We start from the raw sequence: 20541 nt of genomic DNA on the forward strand, positions 1-20541 counted from the left end.
AGTCTTACACCAAAACATAACCGCCGACAATGGATTGATACTGCCAACCCGGCTCAGGCTAATAAAATACCGTTAGCTTGGCGGCTGTTCTTCGGCTGATTCAGGCTGGTTTTTTCTGAGCCGTGGATATTTCCATAGCCAGCGCCCACTGACCATACGCCAGTAGAAGAAGACTCCGCGAACGGCCCAGTCCATGAACATTCCTAGCCAGACGCCCACTACGCCCATGCCCAGCACGATGCCCAGGATATAACCAGCGACTACCCGGCAGCCCCACATGCCCAACATAGTCACCCACATGGCAAATCGGACATCACGCGCGCCCTTCAACCCAGCGGGTAACACCCAGGATGCAGCCCAAATCGGCATAAACGCGGCATTAAGCCAAATCAGGATTTTGACCACCTCTTTAACATCGTCTTCCTGGGTATAAAATGAGGCAAACAGCCCGGCAAAGGGAGCGGTTCCCCAGGCAATCACCGTCAGGCCAATCGTCGCCAGCCAAAAGACGTGCTTCATCTGCCGTTCGGCCTGAGCAATTTGCCCTTTCCCCAGACGCCTGCCGACGATGATGGTCGAAGCAGATCCCAAAGCATTTCCCGGCAGGTTAATCAGGGCAGCGATAGAGAAAGCGATAAAGTTACCGGCGATGACGTTGGTGCCCATCCCGGCGACAAACATTTGTGTCAGCAGTTTGCCCGCGTTGAACAGCACTGATTCGATACTGGCGGGAATACCAATCCCCAGCACCTCACGCAGGATGCTGCTGTTGAGTGGCGTAAAATAGCTTTTGAGCGTAATACGCAGCGCCGGATTAAAGCCCACCGCCAGAACAGCAATAATGGCGATCGCGCCAATATAGCGGGCAATGGTCAGCCCCAGCCCCGCGCCAACAAAACCCAGCCCTTGCCAGCTAAATATCCCATAAATCAGCGTACTGCTGATGAGGATGTTGAGGATATTCATGCCGCCATTGATCAGTAGCGGGATCTTGGTGTTGCCAGCTCCACGCAGAGCACCGCTACCAATCAGGGCGATGGCGGCTGCCGGGTAGCTCCAGACGGTGGTTTGCAAATAAGAGAGCGCCAGCGCTTTGACTTCGGGCGTGGCTTCACCGGCGATCACGTTAATGATCTGTTGCCCGGCCAAATGGATCCCAACCGCCAGCAGCACCGCCAGCACGGTCATTAATACCAGCGACTGGCGTGCCGCGGCCCGTGCCCGTTTACGATCGCGAGTGCCAAGACTAAAGGCCACCACCACCGTGGTGCCCAGATCCACCGCCGCGAAAAAGGCCATGATGACCATGTTGAAACTGTCTGCCAGGCCAACACCCGCCATCGACTCTTTACCGAGCCAGCTCACCAGGAAGGTGCTGAGCACCCCCATCAGCAGTACGCAGGTGTTCTCTAGAAAGATCGGTACTGCCAGTGGCGTGATCTCGCGCCAAAAAAGCACCCGATAGCTTTTTCGCTTGGCATGCCAATGCGTCTTGGCAATCTGCTGGGGCAGTAGCCCGTGTAAGTTCAAGGTTGGCCTGTAGCAAGGAAGTGAAACGTCGTTTCAAATGATGGTTTATCGGCGCTTATTCTGCAAGGTTTTATTTCCCGACATATCAACACAATGGCAACAAAGTATTTATCCATCCAGGCGCCAAAATCCACATTCCACCATTCCCTTCCCCCCCACCTCGGGTACTATCGCCATAGACTGTATAAAAAAACAGGTAAAAACATGCAACCCTTACTGCTGCAATCCGCCAAGATTTCCCGCGATCAATTCCGTGGTGAAACCATCACCAACGGCAAGTTTCTGAACTGCGATTTCTCCGGCACCGATCTGACCGATACCCAGTTTATCGGCTGCGTTTTCTATGACGAAGAGACCCAGCTCGGCTGCAACTTCAGCCGCGCGGTGTTGAAAGATGCCAGCTTTAAAAGCTGCGATCTCTCGCTGGCCGATTTCAGAAATACCCAGGCCCTCGGCCTGGAGATCCGCGAATGCAAGGCACAGGGGGCCGATTTTCGTGGCGCCAGCTTTATGAACATGATTTCGCAGCGCAGCTATTTTTGCAGCGCCTTTATCATCAAAAGCAATCTGAGCTACAGCAATTTCTCCAAGGTGGTGCTGGAGAAATGTGAGCTGTGGGAAAACCGCTGGAGTGGCGCTAACGTGTTGGGTGCCAGCTTTATTGGCTCCGATCTGTCCGGCGGGGAGTTCAATCAGTTTGACTGGCGGGCCGCCACCTTCAACCACTGCAATCTGACCGGCGCAGAGCTGGGGGAGATGGATATCCGCCAGGTTGATCTGGAGGGGGTACAGTTGGATAGCCAGCAAGTCGTTGGGCTAATCGATCGGCTGGGGATAATCCTGGTCAGTGACTCCTGATTGCCAGCTGCCATCACAGTGCCTAATACGCCATTAAGATTAATCATCGGCCATCGCCTTGATTTTATTGCGCCGTTCGCCAATGATTCCAAATACTTTTTCCATCCTCAAGGATCTGTATGAACCCATCGGCCACTGTTCTCTACACTGATAGCGACTTTTTCAGCCCCTATGCCATGTCTACCTTCGTGGCGCTCACGGAGAAAGGCATGCCGTTTACCGTCAAGCCGGTGGATCTTTCACTGGGGGAACAGCAAAGCCAGGCCTACGGCAGCCTGTCGTTAACGCTGCGGGTACCGACGTTGGTGATGGGCAGCTTCCAGCTTTCCGAGTCTTCCGCCATTGAGGAATATTTGGAAGAACTCCACCCAGCCCATCCGCTCTACCCGCGTGACATCAAACAGCGAGCCAAAGCCCGTGAGATCCAGGCATGGTTGCGTAGCGATCTGTTGCCGCTGCGGGCCGAACGCCCAACCGAGGTGATTTTCAGCGCGGTCAAATTTGCCCCATTGAGTGCGGATGCCCAACGGGCAGCCAACAAACTGCTGACCGCGGCGCAAAAGTTGCTGAGCCACGGCCAGGATCATCTGTTCCACGAATGGTGCATCGCCGATACCGATCTGGCCCTGATGCTCAACCGGCTGGTGATACATGGCGATCAGGTACCGGAACCGCTGCGCCACTATGCGCAAAAACAGTGGCAGCGCCCATCGGTGCAGGCTTGGTTGGCATTACCAGAGAAAATGCGGAGCTAAAAAAACCGGCGGCCACGACGCCGCCGTTCTCAACGGTGAGAAACATCACTTCTTGCTCGGAGGAAACGCTCCCCAGCGTAGGCCAGCGGGGAGCATTCAAGTCTTGAGGGTTAACAGCTCACGTCAATACACAGATATTTCAGTTCCAGATACTCTTCAATGCCGTAGCGAGAGCCTTCACGCCCCAGCCCAGACTGTTTGATACCGCCGAAAGGCGCCACCTCGTTAGAGATCAAACCGGTATTGATGCCCACCATGCCGTATTCCAACGCCTCCGGCACCCGCCATTGACGGGCAGCGTTTTGCGTAAACAGGTAAGCAGCCAGACCAAATTCGGTATCATTGGCCATCGCGATAGCTTCCGCTTCATCATGGAAACGGAACAGCGGCGCCACCGGGCCAAAGGTTTCTTCTTTGGCGAAGCGCATCTGCTGGGTCACACCGGTAACCACCGTTGGCTGGAAGAAGGTACGGCCCAGCGCATGCGGCTGCCCGCCGGTGGCGATCTGCGCCCCTTTGATCAGCGCATCATCAATGTGGCTCTGCACTTTCTCTATCGCGGCCTCATCGATCAGCGGCCCCTGCGTTGTCCCTTCCTGTGTGCCATCACCGACTTTCAGTTGCTCAACCGCGGCCACCAGCTTATCCACCAGGCGATCGTAGATACCGTCCTGAACGTAAATGCGGTTGGCGCAAACGCAGGTCTGCCCGCTGTTGCGGAATTTGGAGGCCATGATCCCGGCGACGGCCGCGTCCAAATTAGCGTCGTCAAACACGATGACCGGCGCGTTGCCGCCCAGTTCCAACGAAAGCTTTTTAATGGTTGGCGCACATTGGGCCATCAGGATGCGCCCAACTTCGGTCGATCCGGTAAAGCTCAGCTTGCGCACTACCGGGCTATCGCACAGCACTTTACCCACCTGTGCCGCTTCGCCGGTTACCACCTGCAATACGCCAGCGGGAATACCGGCATCCTGCGCCAGTTTGGCCAATGCCAATGCGGTCAGCGGCGTTTGCTCAGCCGGTTTGACGATCATGGTGCAGCCTGCGGCCAGCGCAGGTGCTGCCTTACGGGTGATCATCGCTGCCGGGAAGTTCCACGGAGTGATCGCCGCACAGACGCCGATCGGCTGTTTCACCACAACCAGACGTTGTGAAGCCTGTGGTGCCTGTAATACGGCACCGTCTACACGCTTGGCTTCTTCGGCGAACCAGGTAATAAACGAGGCGGCATAGGCCACTTCGCCACGCGCTTCCGCCAGCGATTTACCCTGCTCAGCGGTCATCAGCTGCGCCAGATCTTCCTGAGCCGCCATGATTTTATCGGCCCAGGCCAGCAGCAATACGGAACGCTGCTTGGCGGTCTGTTGCTTCCAGCCGATTTGTGCCTGCTGCGCGGCATTAATTGCCTGCTGAGTTTCCTCTGCACTCACCAGAGGCACCGTTGTCAGCTCCACACCGTTGGCCGGGTTGATCACGGCTTCACGTTTGCCGCTGCGCGCATCGCACCACTCGCCGTTAATCAGGCATTGGCTACGCAGCAGATCGGGATTTTGCAGTTTCATGGATATTGCTCCTTATTGGGCCAGCGCGCGGGAAAGGATTGCCAGCGCCTGGTTAAACTGGGCATCAGGAATGGTCAGCGGGTACAGGAAACGGATCACGTTACCGTTCACCCCACAGCTGAGTAGCAACAGTCCTTCTTCCTGGGCTTTTTGCTGTACCTGACGGGTAAACTCCGGCGACGGTTTACCGGTTGCCGGGTCGTTGAACTCTACTGCCACCATGGAACCCAGCGCGCGAATATCCACAATCGCCGGGCAGTGGCTACGTGCCTGTTGCAGCACTTCCACCAAATGTTGCCCCAAACGCTGAGAGCGTTGGCACAGCTGCTCTTCATCAATTACGTCCAATACCGCCAGCGCGGCAGCAACGGCTAATGGGTTACCGGCGTAGGTACCGCCAAGGCCACCGGGGGCTGGGGCATCCATCACTTCAGCACGGCCCGCCACGGCAGACAGCGGCATACCGCCAGCCAGGCTCTTCGCCATGGTGATCAGGTCCGGCTTCACCGCATAGTGGTCCATCGCAAACAGCTTGCCGGTACGGGCAAAGCCGGTTTGCACCTCATCGGCAATCAGCAGGATACCGTGTTGGTCACACAGCGTACGCAGCGCCTGCATGAATTCTGCCGGAGCCACGTTAAAGCCCCCTTCACCCTGCACCGGCTCCAGTACGATCGCGGCAACCTGCTTGGGATCGATATCGGCCTTAAAGATGCGTTCCAGGCTGTTCATGGCATCTTCGGTGCTGACACCATATAACGCATTCGGATACTGGCCGTGGAAAACGGAGCCAGGGAACGGGCCAAAGCCCAGCTTGTAAGGGGCCACTTTACCCGTCAGCGCCATGGTCATATAGGTACGGCCATGGAATCCGCCGCCGAAGGTGATCAGGCCTGGGCGCCCGGTATAAGCACGGGCGATCTTCACCGCGTTCTCTACCGCTTCTGCGCCAGTAGTAAAGAAAGCGGTTTTACAGGTGCCTTCGATCGGAGCGCGTTGGTTGATACGCTCTGCCAGCGAAATATAGCTTTCATAAGGAACGATCTGGTATGCCGTATGGGTAAACGCCTGGAGCTGCTTTTCAATGGCGGCGATCACTTTGGGATGACGATGGCCGGTATTAAGCACCGCAATGCCCGAGGCAAAGTCGATCACCTCATTGCCTTCCACATCCCACAGGGTGGCATTTTCTGCACGCTCGGCGTAAAAACCACACATCACGCCAATCCCTCTTGGGGTAGCGGCCAGACGACGTTGATTCAGTTCTGCGTTTTTCATGCTGTTCTCTCCGGGCGGGACCAGTTATCGGTTTTGTTCACAAACGTGAAACATTGCGTTTATTTACACCTGATGTGGCCCTATAATCGAGTGCCAGTTACGATTAATTGAGGGATCCAATTGCGCTCATTGAGTGGTGACCTGCTGCTGCAACGCCTCGGCGAGCAGCCCGATGATAAACTGCACAAGCGGTTATACAATGCCATTCGTACCAGTATTCTGGACGGTAGCCTGCCCCCTTCCAGCCGCCTGCTGGCGTCACGCGATTTGGCACAAGAGCTGGGTCTCTCACGTAATACGGTTTTAACCGTTTATGAACAATTGCTGGCGGAAGGATATGTGTTTTCGCGCCAGGGAAGTGGAACCTTCGTCGCAGAAACGGTACCCGACAGCTGTTTATCCACCGCCAGCCAGCCGATTGGTGGTGACGGTGAGCCACGGCGTGCCGAGCTGTCACAACGTGGCATCACGCTACTGCAACACGCCAGTGCCAGCCCGAAACAGTGGGGAGCCTTTATCCCCGGCGTCCCCGACGTGAATGCATTCCCGCATCACATCTTCAGCAAACTCCAGGCACGCATCAGCCGCCGCCCGACATCGCAACGCTTAACCTACAGCAACCAGGGCGGCAGCCCGGAGCTGCGGCATGCGCTGGTGGACTATCTGCGGGTGTCGCGTTCGGTGCGCTGCTCACCGGAACAAATTCTGATCACCGAAGGCATTCACCAGGCGATCGATCTAGTCACCCGCATGTTGTGTAATCCGGGAGATGACGTCTGGATCGAGGAGCCCGGTTATTGGGGGATCCGCAATATCCTGCGCATGAACGGCGTCAATATCTGCCCCTGGGCGGTGGACGAGGCCGGGATGGTGCCACCAGAGCAACCGGCGGCCTTGCCACGGCTGATTTTTGTCACCCCTTCGCACCAATACCCGTTGGGCTCGGTGATGAGCCTGGCACGTCGGCAACGGCTGCTAGCTTTGGCCCGTGCGGCTGGCGGCTGGATCGTGGAGGATGATTATGACAGCGAATTCCGCTTCTCCGGCCAACCGATCCCGGCCTTGCAGGGGTTGGAAGCCGATGCGCCGGTGATCTACATCGGCACCTTCAGCAAAACGCTCTATCCGGCCCTGCGGCTGGGCTATGTGGTGCTTCCCAAGCCACTGATGGACGAGTTAAAAACGGCCCACGCCGAGCTTTACCGTGGTGGCCATCTGATCATTCAGGCGGCGCTGGCGCAGTTTATTCAGGAGGGCCACTATACGGCGCATATCCGCCGCATGCGGTTGCTGTATGCCAAACGCCGTGGGTTCCTCACCGCGTTGATTGAGCAGCATCTGGGTAAGCAGGCGTTAAGCGAGTTCAACAGCAATGCCGGGCTGCACCTGGTGCTCAATCTGCCGGATGATGCCGACGATGTCGCCATCGCTGCGGCGGCCAATGAACGCGGGGTGTTGGTAAGAGCGTTGTCACGGTATTACATGCTGCCAAACGCGCGGCGCGGGCTGCTAATGGGCTTTGCCTGCGTGCCCGAAGAGCAGATGGCGGCGGCGTTTGACGTGTTATTGGAGTGTATAGGCTCCCCTCACCCTAACCCTCTCCCACAGGGAGAGGGAACCGATCGAGTGGGCTGAAAGTATCGTGATTCTTCATGAGCACCGGCTGATTCGCCTTGGTTGAAGGGACATTCGCGTTTGCTGAGATTGCCTATTTACTGCCAAAAGAGCAGAGACTAACAGCTCCCTCCCTTTTGGGAACCGAGCGAGTTACTGCCAAAAGAGCAGAGACTAACAGCTCCCTCCTTTCTGAGAACCGATCGAGTTACAGCAAAAAGAGTAGAGACTAACAGCGCCCTCCATTGTGGGAACCGAGCGAGTTACTGCTAAAAGAGCAGGGGCTAACAGCTCCCTCTCCCTGTGGGAGAGGGTTGGGGTGAGGGGCATCAATCCAGCAAATCGCCGATATCATCCTGGGTGGATGGAGGATCCTGACGCATCCCCTTGGTCAGCCACAGCAGATAAATAAAACCGGCAAACAGCCAGGTGAAGCCCACTTTCAGCGCTTCGGGATCCAGGTTGACCCATAGCCATACCGACATACCGAAACCAATCAGCGGCAGCAGGCCGTATTTGAACATCGCGTTCAGCCCACGGCGTTTTTGGTTAATCAGGAAGTGTTTGATCACGCTGAGATTAACGAAGGTGAACGCCCCCAGTGCACCAAAGCTGATCATCGACACCACCATGCTCAAATCCATCCACAACGCCAGCAACGAGATGATCGCGACAAACACAATCGCGCGCCACGGAGTGCGGAAACGAGGATGAAGGTGGTAGAACACTTTGCGCGGCAACACGCCTTCACGCCCCATGGCGTAGAAAATACGTGAGACGCCGGTTTGTGCAGACATGGAAGAGGCATACACCCCGGTGAGATAAGTGGCCATAAAGAAGTTGTACATCCACTTGCCGCCGACATGCTCCGAAATAATCAGGCTGGCGGTGTCCTGATGCGGGATCAGTGATTGCCAGTCAGGATAGGCCAGATGCGCGGCGTAGGAGACGGCAACAAAGATGCCACCGGCACAGATCACGGTAATCAGGATCGCACGCGGCAGAGTGCGTTTGGCGTCGGCGGCCTCTTCAGCCATGGTAGCAATAGCGTCAAAGCCCAGGAAGGCCAGGCACAGCACCGCAGCCCCAGCGATCAGACCGGAAAAATCACCAGCATCCACCAGCAGCGGCTTCATCAATGACGCCGGGCTGAGATCGGCCTCGCTAAACGCCAGCACGATAAACAGCACGATAAACACCATCTGCAAGGCAATCAGCGTGAAGTTCACCGAGCTAAGCAGGCGCACGCCCAGAATATTCAGCGCGCTGACGCTGGCAATGGAGCCAAGAATAAACACGTAAGCAGGGATCGACGGGAATGCCTCGTGCAAGAAGATACCTAAAACCAGATAGTTAAGCATCGGCAGGAACAGATAATCGAGGATCTGCGCCCAACCTACCAGGAAACCGGTTTTACCACCAAAACTGCGCTGTACGTAGGAATAGGCCGAACCTGCCAGCGGCATGGCGTTGGTCATCCGGCAATAGCTCAGGGCGGTAAACAGGATGGTCACGATGGTAACCAGATAAGCGACGGGTAAGTGGCCCTGGCTTAACACGGTAACCTGACCGTAGGTGGTAAACACACCCAGTGGCACCATATAGGCAAGGCCAAACGCAACCAGGGCGGGGGTTTTAAGAACTCGTTGCAACCGAATGTTTTGCGGCATTACCGTATCATCTCCTGGCGCAGCTCAGCGCTATTCAGGGCCAATCCCAATAGGCTATTTGATTCGCTGCGGTAAAAACAAGGGGACGGATTCTGGCACAAGTTAGGCTGCCGGGGAAGCTAACAATCCGCTTTCAGAAAACCAGGTGGCAATAGGTAAAGAACTGGGGCACAACCCGTTGATTTATTGTTTGCAGGATGAGGAAAAGCGGTAAAAATTACCCTTCATGGCAATGTTGCCGAATTTGTAGAGGCGCTGCATGCAACGCCTCCAGGTAAAATGACCGCTTAATTCACATTGCTATCAGGATTGATAGCTGATCTTCCCACCAACCAACGTCCGCTCGATGCGGGTTTGGTACAGTTTCTCTGCCGGTTGCTCAAACAGATTATGGTGCAGGACGATCGCATCAGCAAATTTGCCCACTTCCAGTGAGCCAATATACTGCTCTTTGGCGATCATATAGGCCGCATCGATGGTGGCTGCGCGCAGCGTCTCGATCAGGGTCAGATCGCGATCGTTATCCAGACGTGGCCCCGCAGGGTTGCCTTCGCTATCCCACGCGCGGCGGGTCATCCCCACCTGCAGGTTATACCACTCATCCAGGCGATCGATCGGCCAGTCGCTGCCATAGGCCAGCCGCGCACCGGCATCCAGGAAGCGTGCCGCGGGCTCCAGGTGAGGGAAACGAGCTTCACCCAGCATCTCGCGCTCTTCATCGATCAGCACGCCTGGTAAACCGGCCCACTGGAACGAAAGTACCGCCGTCGCGGCCAAAGAGGCAAAGCGCGCATACTGATGCGGCGCAACCAGTTCGTTATGGGCCAACCCTGGGCGGATATCCTTGCCAGGGCAGGCCGCACGCATCAGCTCAACCGCATCCAACACCTGCTCGATTGCCCCATCGCCTACCGTATGGGTATGCGGATGCAGGCCAGCACGACCACATTCGACGATCAGTGCGTTCAGCACCGGCGTGGTGAAGTAGAGATCGCCATAACGCTCACTCTTGGCTTCCCCATGATGTTCGCGGTAAGGCTCCAGCAGCGCTGCTGTCATAGTGGGTGGCTGCAAAACACCATCAACAAACAGCTTAAGATGGCCAACAGAGATCCCGGCCTGTGGCGTCCAAGGCTGGCTGCTCCACTGTTCGGCAAAGGCGACAACCTCTTGCACCGCACGGGCAGCGTCTTCCGGCCCTTGTACGCTGTCTGGCGTGACTTCTTTAGCCCCCAGCACGCGTAAGGTCAGCTCACCGCGATCGCGCAGTACGGCGAAAGCCTCCAGCTGTTCCGCAAACACGCGGGTGTCCATCACCGTGGTTACGCCCTGCTCATGCAACACCTGCTGCACATGGGCCGCCACCTGCACGTTCTGTTCCGCCGTGCCGGAAGGAATGCTGTCGAAGGCGCGCATGGCCGGAGCATCTTCCAGGATCCCGGTCAGTCGGCCATTGGCATCGCGGGCGATCTTGCCATCTGGCGGCACTGGCGTATTTTCATCAATGCCCAACATCTCCAGCGCACGGCTGTTAGCCGCCAGCGTGTGGCAATCGTTAGCGAACAACGCTACCGGGCGGCAGGTGTTCAGAGAGTCCAGCAGCGCACGGCTCATGTCCGCACCCACCGGGATCATCGCCTGACGCTGCCAGGCGCGCACCGTCAGCCATTCGTCATCGCCAGCCGGATACTTATCCAGATGATCCTGTATATGCTGCAAGGTCTGTTCTGCCGTCAGCGCCGCATAGTGCAGGCTGCACCCCTTGAGCTGTTTGCCACCCCAGAATGGGTGCATATGGCTGTCGATCAGGCCCGGCATCATCATTTTGCCATGCAGATCGATGCGTTCGGTGGTGGGTGTCGCCAGCGCAAGCACCTGCTCATCTGTCCCTACAGCAAGAATGTATCCTTGCCCTATCGCCAACGCACTACAAACACGATTTTCCGCATCTGCGGTGAAGATAGTGCCGTTGTAATAAATTACCTCGGCTGCTGTTGCCACTGGAGTCATAGTCATTGTCTCGAAACCTCACAAAATGACCTTAAGTATACCAAAAACTCCCCAGCTTGGCCCCTCAGGCGGGGTTACATTGCTTGAAAGCACCAACCCGCTGCCGACCAAGCCAAACGATGGGTCAATCGCAGCGCCTGCAAAAAATCCTCATCGTGCGATACCACCAGCATCGCCCCCGGGAACTCCGCTAGCGCCGCTTCAATTGCCTGCGATGAGGCCAGATCCAAATGGTTGGTCGGTTCATCCAGCAGCAGGAGTTGCGCAGGCTCACGCCGCCACAGCACACAGGCCAGCGCCGCTTTCAACCGCTCTCCGCCACTCAATGCCACCAACGGCAGCGTGACCCGGTCGGCATTCAGTTGCCGTTGCGCTAGTTGGCTACGCAACACTCCTTCGGCCAGCGGGGTATCCTGTAAACCCAGATGATCGACCACCGAACGCGTCAGATCGAGTTGGGACAGGTTTTGATCGAGATAGGCCAGCGATACCGAGCAATGGCAATGACCAGCGCTGGCAGCCAGTTGCCCCAGGATCACCTTCAACAGCGTGGATTTGCCACAGCCGTTGGGGCCGGTGATGGCGACGCGCATCGGGCCATCCATCCGCCAGTCGAGCGGCGGTAAGCTGACAAACGGCAGCTGTAACTGTTCCAGTACCAACACCTGCTTACCCGCAGCCACCGCGCTGCCCGGTAAGGTCAGCATCACCGGGTTATCTTCTTCAACCCGTTCCCTCGCCTCGCGCACCGCTTCATCCAGCGTGTTCTTTTGCCCCTGATGCTGTTTACGCAAGGTGCCCATCGTGTCGCGCGCAGCCCCTTTGAGGGCCGCTTTCTCAAAAGAGGCGATATTCAGCGAATCCACGGTTCTCAGCGTGCGGGCGGAATGGCGCTGGTAATTGTCATGTTCTTTCTGCTGGCGGGCGCGGACGCGCCGTCTTTCCAACGCGGCATGTTCCAGTTGGGCACGCGCCGCCTGTTGCTCTTGCTCCCGCAGCCGATGGTAATCGTGATAATTGCCACCGTAGCTGCGCAGTGCCTCGGGGGTCAGTTCGACGATCCGCTGCATCCGCGCCAGCAGTTGTCGATCGTGGCTGGCAATCAACTGACCACCCCGCCACTGTGCCAATTGCTGATACAGCCATTCACGGCCCGTGCTATCGAGGTGATTGGTCGGTTCGTCCAGCAACAGGAAATCGGCCCTCGACATTAACGCGCCACACAAAGCCGCACGCATACGCTCGCCGCCACTCAACTCACCGGCTGACCGTTGCGGGTCAAAATCAGGCAATCCCGCCGCCGCAAAAGCCGTGCTCAGCCGATCCGCCAGATCCCACTGGCCCTCAAGACGATCGATATCGTCCAGCCGTGGGCAACCTTGCTCAAGACGGGCCTGGGCGGCAAACACCTCGCCGTAGCCCAGCAGCGTTGCCAGGGTCGTCTGTTCGGTGAAGTGCGGCTGCTGCGCCACATAGGCGAAGGTTGCCTGCGTCTCAATATGACCTGACGCGGGTTGATCCAGCCCGGCAATCAGACGTAGCAGGCGAGTTTTTCCCACGCCGTTACGCCCCACCAGGCCACAGTGCAGCTGTTCAACGGCCAGATTAAGCGGGCCAAACAGCGTTTCGCCATTGGCAAACTGACAGGTTAATTGATGTAAAACGAAATAAGGGGACTGCGCAAAATGAGCCATAAGCACTCCTGAATGAAATCAAAACCTCCCCATACGGCACGAGCGTGCTCGGTATAGGGCCAGATATCAGCAGGTGTGGTTGTTCATTTTCGGTAATGGCTCCGCAGAGAGAAAAGGGATAAGGCGAACCGATGTTAGCCGATCTTTTATACCGATTGCAAACATGAGGTCTATCACATTCAGCACATCCGCGTTTCCCAAGTACGCCGACAACGGCTAAATTTATCTCATCCGACCACTTGAGGGTCGTCTATAACTATAACGATAAACCCGATTGGAGACTGCAATGAGTGCTTACCCCAACCTGCTTGCGCCGCTGGATCTCGGCTTCACCACCCTGAAAAATCGGGTGCTGATGGGCTCGATGCACACTGGCCTGGAAGAACTGCCTGATGGCCCCGAGCGTATGGCAGCATTCTATGCCGAACGGGCCGCTGCCGGTGTCGCCCTGATCGTGACAGGCGGTATTGCCCCCAATGAGAAAGGCGTGGTGTATCGCGGGGCATCGGTCCTGAACCAGCCACAGCAGGTTGCCCATCACCGGATCGTGACCGAGGCTGTCCATCAGGCTGGGGGCAAGATTGCCCTGCAAATCCTGCATACCGGGCGCTATAGCTATCAGCCACAGCCGGTAGCCCCTTCGGCGCTGCAAGCGCCGATTAACCCATTCAGCCCAGCGGCGCTGACTACCCAGGAAGTTGAACAAACCATTGCCGACTTCGCCAACTGCGCGGCATTGGCTCAGCAGGCTGGCTATGACGGCGTAGAAGTCATGGGGTCTGAGGGCTACCTGATTAACCAGTTCCTGGTCTCGCGCACCAACCAGCGCACCGACCAATGGGGCGGCAGCTTCAGCAACCGCATGCGTTTCGCCGTCGAGATTGTGCGGGCCGTGCGTGAAGCGACCGGGCCGGAATTTATTCTGATCTACCGCCTGTCGATGCTCGATCTGGTGGAGGATGGATCCAGTTGGCAGGAGATCGAACAGCTTGCCGTGGCGATCGAACAGGCTGGCGCAACGCTGATCAACACCGGTATCGGCTGGCACGAAGCACGCATTCCTACCATCGCCACCATGGTGCCACGCGCCGGGTTCAGCTGGGTGACGCGCAAGCTGATGGGCAAAGTGAAGATCCCGCTGATCACCACCAACCGCATTAACGATCCGGCGGTGGCGGAACAGGTTTTGGCCGATGGCTGTGCCGACATGGTCTCCATGGCGCGCCCGTTCCTGGCGGATGCGGCGTTCGTGCAGAAAGCTGCTGAAGGCCGTGCAGACGAAATCAACACCTGCATTGGCTGCAATCAGGCCTGCCTGGATCAGATTTTCGATCACAAACTCACTTCCTGCCTGGTCAACCCTCGCGCCTGCCGCGAAACCGAAATGCCACTCATCGCCACGGCAATGCCTAAAAAACTGGCCGTGGTGGGGGCCGGGCCTGCCGGGTTGGCGTTTGCCACCACCGCCGCCAGCCGTGGGCATCAGGTAACCCTGTTTGACGCCGCCGAGCAGATCGGTGGCCAGTTCAATATCGCCAAGCAAATCCCCGGCAAGGAGGAGTTTCACCAGACGCTGCGCTATTTCCGCCGTCAGTTGGCGCTCAATGAAGTGGAACTGAAACTGGGACAGCAGGTGCAACCGCAGGATCTGGCGGATTTCGATGAGGTGATCCTCGCCTGCGGTATCGTGCCGCGTATGCCAGCGATTGCGGGCATCGAACACGCCAAGGTGATGAACTATCTCGATGTTTTGCGCGATAAAAAACCGGTTGGGCAACGGGTCGCCATCATTGGGGCCGGGGGAATTGGCTTCGACGTCGCCGAATACCTCAGCCAGCACGGCACCTCCAGTAGCCTGGATCCGGCAGCGTTTAACCGCGAATGGGGGATCGATTCGCTGCTAGAGCAACGCGGGGGGCTGAGCGCCCAAGGGCCGGAAGTACCAGCCTCGCCACGCCAGATATTTCTGTTGCAACGCAAAACCAGCAAGGTCGGTGAAGGCCTGGGTAAAACCACCGGTTGGATCCATCGCACCAGCCTGGCGGTACGCGGCGTGAAGATGCTCAATAGCGTGAACTATCAACGGATTGACGACGAAGGGCTGCATATCCTACGTGCTGAGCAGGAAAGCTGCTTGCCGGTAGATACGGTGGTGATTTGTGCCGGGCAAGAACCGCGCCGTGAATTGCAGCAACCACTGCTGGAGATGGGGAAAACGGTGCATCTGATTGGCGGTGCCGACGTGGCTGCCGAGCTGGATGCCCGCCGCGCTATCGATCAGGGCACGCGGCTGGCCATGGCTCTGTAATCTATTGATTAGACGGGCGCAGCATGCTGCGCCTCTACATTAATAACGCGCGCCAGACTTGACCGCTTTGAGGATCAGGAACTTCTGGTTGGAGGCCACGGTGGTGCAGTTGCCGAACAAACGCCTCAGCTTCTGGTAGTAATCCAGATGGCGGTTGCCCACGATCCATAGCTCGCCACCCACTTGCAGGCAGCGCTTGGCGTCGCAGAACATCTGCCAGGCGGTGTGATCGGTGATCGCATGCTGCTGGTGGAACGGTGGGTTGCACAGTACCGCCTGCAGGCTTTCACGCTCAATGCCCGCCAGCGAGTTGTTCACTTCAAACTGACAGCGATCCATCTCCTGCGGCAGATTGTGAGCCACGTTCAACTCGCTGGACGCCACCGCCATGTAAGACTCATCGACGAAGGTCATCTGCGCTTGCGGGTTCTGCACCAAGGCACGCATACCGATAATACCGTTGCCACAGCCGAGATCGACAATATGGCCCTGCAAATCCTTCGGCAGGTTTTCCAGGAACAGGCGTGCGCCAATATCCAGACTGCCGCGTGAGAACACGTTGGCATGGTTGTGGATAAGCCAGTCCGTGCCGTCGAGCAGCCAGTCGGTGGTTTCCGGCGCTGCCGGTGGCACGATGTCAGCTACCTGGCAATAAATCAGGCGGGCCTTTTTCCAGGCCAGGCTGGTGCGGGTTGGGCCAAGCACTCGCTCAAACACTTGCATGGTCGAGGTATGCACGTCACGTGCTTTTGCACCGGCCACGATCAGCGTATCGGGTGCCACCACGTCACGCAGGGCACGTAATTGCTGCTCCAGAAGCGCCAACGCTTTCGGGATACGGATCAACACTACCGCCGGGTTGGCAGGCAGTTCGGCCAGGCTGTCTTGCAAGGTGACCTGTTCAACATCGAGCTCGTTCAGCTTGAGGTTATGGCGCGTCGCCAACTGGCTCATGTAAGAATCGCTGATGCTGTAAGGCTTATAGCCATGCAGGGCACAGGCCAGCGTGCCGAAGTTGTCGTTAAAAATCAGTACCGGGCGTTCACCGATATCGACATTTTCCAGCTGTTGCAGCAGATATTCGTCCGCCGCTTCCCACGCCTGCAGCTGGGTGGCTTCTTCCTGTTGGGGATAACGCTCCAGCTCAAGTTGCTGTGTTCCCAGATCGAGTTGGCTCATTGCCCCTCCTGAATAGTAAATTTGGGCTGTTTATCCCCTAAAAACGCTCGGCAGTAAAATGTTTTTTGGGATTAATTACCCTTTAAGGGATTTGAGCAAGAAAACGTCATACAATGCTCGCCCCGGTTTACCACTGAATACTGAATAACATGTCTGAACTGAGCTACCTGCAAGGCTACCCCGATCATCTGCAAATGCAGGTGCAACAACTCATCCAGCAACAGCGTCTGGGCGAGGTTTTGTTGCAACGCTATCCGCAGGTTCATGGCTGCACCACCGACAAGTCGCTTTATCAGTTTACCGTCGATCTGAAAAATCAGTATCTGCGTAATGCTCAACCGCTGAGCAAGGTGGCCTACGACAGCAAAATCCAGGTGATGAAGCACGCCTTGGGGCTGCATACCGCCATTTCCCGGGTGCAAGGTGGCAAGCTGAAGGCCAAAGCCGAGATCCGCGTGGCGACGGTGTTTAAAAACGCCCCAGAGCCTTTCCTGCGCATGATCGTGGTCCACGAGTTGGCGCACCTGAAAGAGAAAGACCACAACAAGGCGTTTTACAGCCTGTGCTGCCATATGGAACCCAGCTATCACCAGTTGGAGTTTGATACCCGCCTGTATCTGACCCATCTCTCATTATTCGGTGAACTCTATGAATAATCAGCCTTTTTAAGCAAATATTCGCCTAATCTCTGCGGCGTGATAATCTGGTTCCTTGAGCTATCTTCCTGTGGAAACTGGAGTCACCCATGATTCGCTTTGCTGTTGTCGGCACCAACTGGATCACCGAACGTTTTATCGATGCGGCTCACGAAAGCGGCAAGATGAGGCTGACCGCCATCTATTCGCGTAAGCTCGAACAGGCGCAGGCCTTTGGCGCCAACTATCCGGTCGAACACTTCTTTGACTCGTTGGAAGCGCTGGCGCAATCCGACGTGATTGATGCGGTGTATATTGCCAGCCCCAACTCTCTGCACTGCCAACAATCTCTGCTATTCCTAAGCCATAAAAAGCATGTGATTTGCGAGAAGCCGCTGGCGTCAAATCTGCGCGAAGTGGAACAACTGGTGGCCTGCGCACGGGAAAATCAGGTGGTGCTGTTTGAAGCGTTCAAAAGCGCCCACTTGCCCAATTTTCTTATCCTGCAACAGGCATTGCCGAAGATTGGCAAACTGCGTAAGGCATTTATCAACTATTGCCAATACTCCTCTCGCTATCCCCGTTACCTGGCCGGTGAAAATCCGAATACCTTCAACCCGCACTTTTCCAACGGCTCGATCATGGACATTGGCTATTACTGCGTGGCCAGCACCGTGGCGTTGTTTGGTGCTCCACAAACGGTATTGGCTAGCGCAACATTGCTTGATACCGGGGTGGATGCCCACGGCAGCGTGTGCCTGAACTATGGTGACTTTGACGTGGTGATCAGCCATTCCAAGGTCAGCAACTCGGACATTCCGAGCGAGATCCAGGGTGAAGAAGGCACGCTGGTGATTGAAAAAATCTCCGAAGCCCAAGGCGTGGTGCTGACGCCACGCGGTGAAAATAGCCAGGTACTGACCCAGCCGCAACACATCAATACCATGCTGTATGAAGCACAAGTGTTTGCCGAACTGGTGGAAAAACGGCAGGTCGAGCATGTGGGCCTGGAGAATTCCCTGATCGTCGCCAGCCTGCTGACGGAGATCCGCCGCCAGACCGGCGTAGTGTTCCCCGCTGACGGAGAATGAAATGAAACCGCTGTTGTTGATGCAAACCGGTGATGCACCGCAGATGATCCAGCAGGAGCAGGACAACTTTGAGCAGATGTTCCTAAAACAGGGGAATATCGACGCCGATCGAGTACATATCGTGCACGTCCTCGCCGGTGAAACACCGCTGCCTCCGGAAGATTACTGCGGCGTGGTGATCACCGGTTCAGCTGCGATGGTGACCGAACGACTTCCCTGGAGCGAACGGGCGGCAGAATGGTTGCGCCAGGCAATGCAAATCAATCTGCCGATCTTTGGCGTGTGCTACGGCCACCAGCTTCTGGCTTATGCGCTGGGCGGCGAGGTGGGCTACCACCCACAGGGCATGGAGGTTGGCACTCTCGAGATCGAGTTATTGCCCGCTGCCCGCTCAGATAAGCGTCTTGCTACCCTGCCTGCTCGCTTCAACGTGAACCTGATCCATGCGCAAAGCGTACTAACACCGCCGCCAGGGGCTGAAGTGCTGGCCCGCTCGCAACAGGACGCCTGCCAAATCCTGCGTTACGGCGATAACGCCCTGACCACCCAGTTCCACCCGGAATTTAACGGGGCGATCATGCAGCGCTACCTGAGCTGGCTCAGCGAGTTGGAACCGGCCAAGCAGCAATCTTATCGGCTTAAACAACAACAGGTTAGCGATACCCCGTTCAGCCAGTTGTTGCTGCAGGACTTTGTCGCCAGCCTTGGCGTCCAGCAGGCATTGGCCGGGGTCGGTTGAGGTTAGCCGCCATAATCTGTTATCCGGGGCGCTAGACGCCCCACGATTATTTGGCAAATAGCCATAAACGCCAAATGTTATGACGATCACACAAATGTAAACAGCATGTTATCAATCATTGATCCATGCAGGTAATTTCATCATCTCCCCTTTTCAAGATCCCCCGTTTACTGAATACTGGCATAGCAAACATACTTAGTTACAGATATGACGATAAGTTGCCCGGCCACGTTTCAGCCGAGGCGCAGCAATCTGTACATCACATTCTCAGGGAGCGGAAACGCAAACGCATCATGAATAAACTCTTACTACGCATCACTCAGGGCAGCCTGGTTAAGCAAATATTGATCGGCCTGGTAGCGGGCATTGTGGTGGCACTGGTTTCGCCAGCCTCTGCAGCAGCCGTTGGCCTGCTCGGCTCGTTGTTCGTTGGCGCGCTGAAGGCGGTGGCACCGCTGCTGGTACTGGTGTTGGTCATGGCCTCCATTGCCAACCATAAGCAGGGCCAAAAAACCAATATCCGCCCCATCCTGTTCCTCTACCTGCTGGGTACCTTTGCCGCCGCGCTTACCGCCGTGGTGATCAGCTTTATTTTTCCTTCCACGCTGGCGCTGGCTGTAGGCACCACCGATATCAACCCGCCGGGTGGCATCGTTGAAGTGCTCAAAGGCTTACTGATGAGCGTGGTGGCGAACCCATTCAATGCGCTGATCAACGCCAACTATATCGGCATCCTGGCCTGGGCCGTGGGTTTGGGGTTGGCACTACGCCATGCCTCTGATACCACCAAATCGCTGATCACCGATATGTCCCATGCCGTGACCATGGTGGTTCGTGCGGTGATCCGCTGTGCGCCGCTGGGTATCTTTGGCCTGGTAGCGTCAACCCTGGCCGATACCGGCTTTAGCGCACTGTGGGGCTATGCCCAACTGCTGTTCGTGCTGATCGGCTGTATGCTGCTGGTGGCGTTGGTGCTGAACCCGCTGATCGTTTACTGGAAGATCCGCCGTAATCCTTATCCACTGGTGTTCACCTGCCTGCGCGAAAGTGGCGTTACCGCCTTCTTTACCCGCAGCTCCGCAGCCAACATTCCGGTGAATATGGAACTTAGCAGAAAGCTGAATCTGAACGAAGATACCTATTCGGTCTCCATCCCGTTAGGGGCGACCATCAACATGGCCGGTGCCGCGATCACCATCACTGTACTGACGCTGGCGGCGGTTCATACGCTGGGTATTCCTGTCGATGTGCCGACTGCACTGCTGTTGAGCGTGGTTGCTGCGATCTGTGCCTGTGGGGCTTCCGGCGTGGCCGGTGGTTCACTGCTGTTGATCCCGCTGGCTTGCAACATGTTCGGTATTCCTAACGAAATTGCGATGCAGGTCGTTGCCGTCGGCTTTATCATCGGCGTACTGCAGGACTCGGCTGAAACCGCGCTCAACTCCTCCACCGACGTGCTGTTTACCGCAGCGGCCTGTCAGGCGGAAGACCAGCGCTTGGCCAATGAAGATCCGCTGAAAGTTCGCTAAGTCCCCTCACCCCAACCCTCTCCCACAGGGAGAGGGAGCTGATAGCCTCTACTCTGTTGGAAGCGTGGAGGTAATCTCAGCAACCT

General features: G+C 56.7%; 15 protein-coding genes. 8 read left to right on the plus strand and 7 right to left on the minus strand.

Annotated elements, in window-relative coordinates; all coding sequences use genetic code 11:
* Window positions 1-72: 72 nt before the first annotated feature.
* A complete protein-coding gene (locus D9980_RS16835; protein ID WP_121607906.1) occupies window positions 73-1530 on the minus strand; it encodes an EmmdR/YeeO family multidrug/toxin efflux MATE transporter in 1458 nt (485 codons plus the stop codon).
* 204 nt (window positions 1531-1734) lie between these two features.
* On the opposite strand from D9980_RS16835, the gene D9980_RS16840 reads away from it, so the two are divergent.
* Entirely contained in the window at window positions 1735-2388 is a 654-nt protein-coding gene (locus D9980_RS16840; RefSeq protein ID WP_121607907.1) for a Qnr family pentapeptide repeat protein, read from the plus strand.
* Between the two features lie 119 nt (window positions 2389-2507).
* Window positions 2508-3143, plus strand: a complete 636-nt coding sequence (gene yfcF / locus D9980_RS16845; RefSeq protein ID WP_121607908.1) for a glutathione transferase — start codon at window positions 2508-2510, stop codon at window positions 3141-3143.
* 110 nt (window positions 3144-3253) lie between these two features.
* Here yfcF and D9980_RS16850 read toward each other — a convergent pair whose 3' ends face one another.
* Window positions 3254-4708, minus strand: a complete 1455-nt coding sequence (locus D9980_RS16850; RefSeq protein ID WP_021180637.1) for an NAD-dependent succinate-semialdehyde dehydrogenase — start codon at window positions 4706-4708, stop codon at window positions 3254-3256.
* 12 nt (window positions 4709-4720) lie between these two features.
* Window positions 4721-5986 (minus strand): 4-aminobutyrate--2-oxoglutarate transaminase, encoded by a 1266-nt coding sequence (locus tag D9980_RS16855; protein WP_121607909.1) that lies wholly within the window; start codon window positions 5984-5986, stop codon window positions 4721-4723.
* A gap of 120 nt (window positions 5987-6106) precedes the next feature.
* Here D9980_RS16855 and D9980_RS16860 point away from each other — a divergent pair, with 120 nt between their 5' ends.
* On the plus strand, window positions 6107-7621 hold the full coding sequence (locus D9980_RS16860; protein ID WP_121607910.1) for a PLP-dependent aminotransferase family protein: 1515 nt from the start codon (window positions 6107-6109) through the stop codon (window positions 7619-7621).
* Between the two features lie 308 nt (window positions 7622-7929).
* On the opposite strand, the gene D9980_RS16865 is transcribed toward D9980_RS16860, so the two are convergent.
* From D9980_RS16865 to D9980_RS16875, 3 genes are all read right to left on the minus strand, one after another.
* Complete coding sequence (locus D9980_RS16865; protein ID WP_024483079.1) at window positions 7930-9270, minus strand: APC family permease; 1341 nt, start codon at window positions 9268-9270, stop codon at window positions 7930-7932.
* Between the two features lie 303 nt (window positions 9271-9573).
* A complete protein-coding gene (locus tag D9980_RS16870) occupies window positions 9574-11280 on the minus strand; it encodes an amidohydrolase (RefSeq protein WP_121609041.1) in 1707 nt (568 codons plus the stop codon).
* 74 nt (window positions 11281-11354) lie between these two features.
* Window positions 11355-12974 (minus strand): ABC-F family ATP-binding cassette domain-containing protein, encoded by a 1620-nt coding sequence (locus tag D9980_RS16875; protein ID WP_121607911.1) that lies wholly within the window; start codon window positions 12972-12974, stop codon window positions 11355-11357.
* Between the two features lie 286 nt (window positions 12975-13260).
* Between D9980_RS16875 and D9980_RS16880 the strand changes: the two genes are divergently transcribed.
* Window positions 13261-15282, plus strand: a complete 2022-nt coding sequence (locus D9980_RS16880) for an NADPH-dependent 2,4-dienoyl-CoA reductase (protein WP_121607912.1) — start codon at window positions 13261-13263, stop codon at window positions 15280-15282.
* Window positions 15283-15321: 39 nt separating this feature from the next.
* Here D9980_RS16880 and rlmG read toward each other — a convergent pair whose 3' ends face one another.
* On the minus strand, window positions 15322-16461 hold the full coding sequence (rlmG, locus tag D9980_RS16885; protein WP_024483083.1) for a 23S rRNA (guanine(1835)-N(2))-methyltransferase RlmG: 1140 nt from the start codon (window positions 16459-16461) through the stop codon (window positions 15322-15324).
* A gap of 149 nt (window positions 16462-16610) precedes the next feature.
* On the opposite strand from rlmG, the gene D9980_RS16890 reads away from it, so the two are divergent.
* From D9980_RS16890 to sstT, 4 genes are all read left to right on the plus strand, one after another.
* Window positions 16611-17117 carry a M48 family metallopeptidase gene (locus tag D9980_RS16890; RefSeq protein WP_021806929.1) on the plus strand — a complete coding sequence of 169 codons (507 nt, stop codon included), beginning with the start codon at window positions 16611-16613 and terminating at the stop codon, window positions 17115-17117.
* Between the two features lie 89 nt (window positions 17118-17206).
* Window positions 17207-18187, plus strand: a complete 981-nt coding sequence (locus tag D9980_RS16895) for a Gfo/Idh/MocA family protein (protein WP_024483084.1) — start codon at window positions 17207-17209, stop codon at window positions 18185-18187.
* Between the two features lies 1 nt (window position 18188).
* Window positions 18189-18926: a glutamine amidotransferase gene (locus tag D9980_RS16900; protein ID WP_121607913.1), complete on the plus strand. Its 738-nt coding sequence runs from the start codon at window positions 18189-18191 to the stop codon at window positions 18924-18926.
* 293 nt (window positions 18927-19219) lie between these two features.
* Complete coding sequence (gene sstT, locus D9980_RS16905) at window positions 19220-20455, plus strand: serine/threonine transporter SstT (protein ID WP_121607914.1); 1236 nt, start codon at window positions 19220-19222, stop codon at window positions 20453-20455.
* Window positions 20456-20541 lie beyond the last annotated feature (86 nt).

Source organism: Serratia sp. 3ACOL1, from assembly GCF_003668775.1.
Classification (GTDB): Bacteria; Pseudomonadota; Gammaproteobacteria; order Enterobacterales; family Enterobacteriaceae; genus Chania; species Chania fonticola.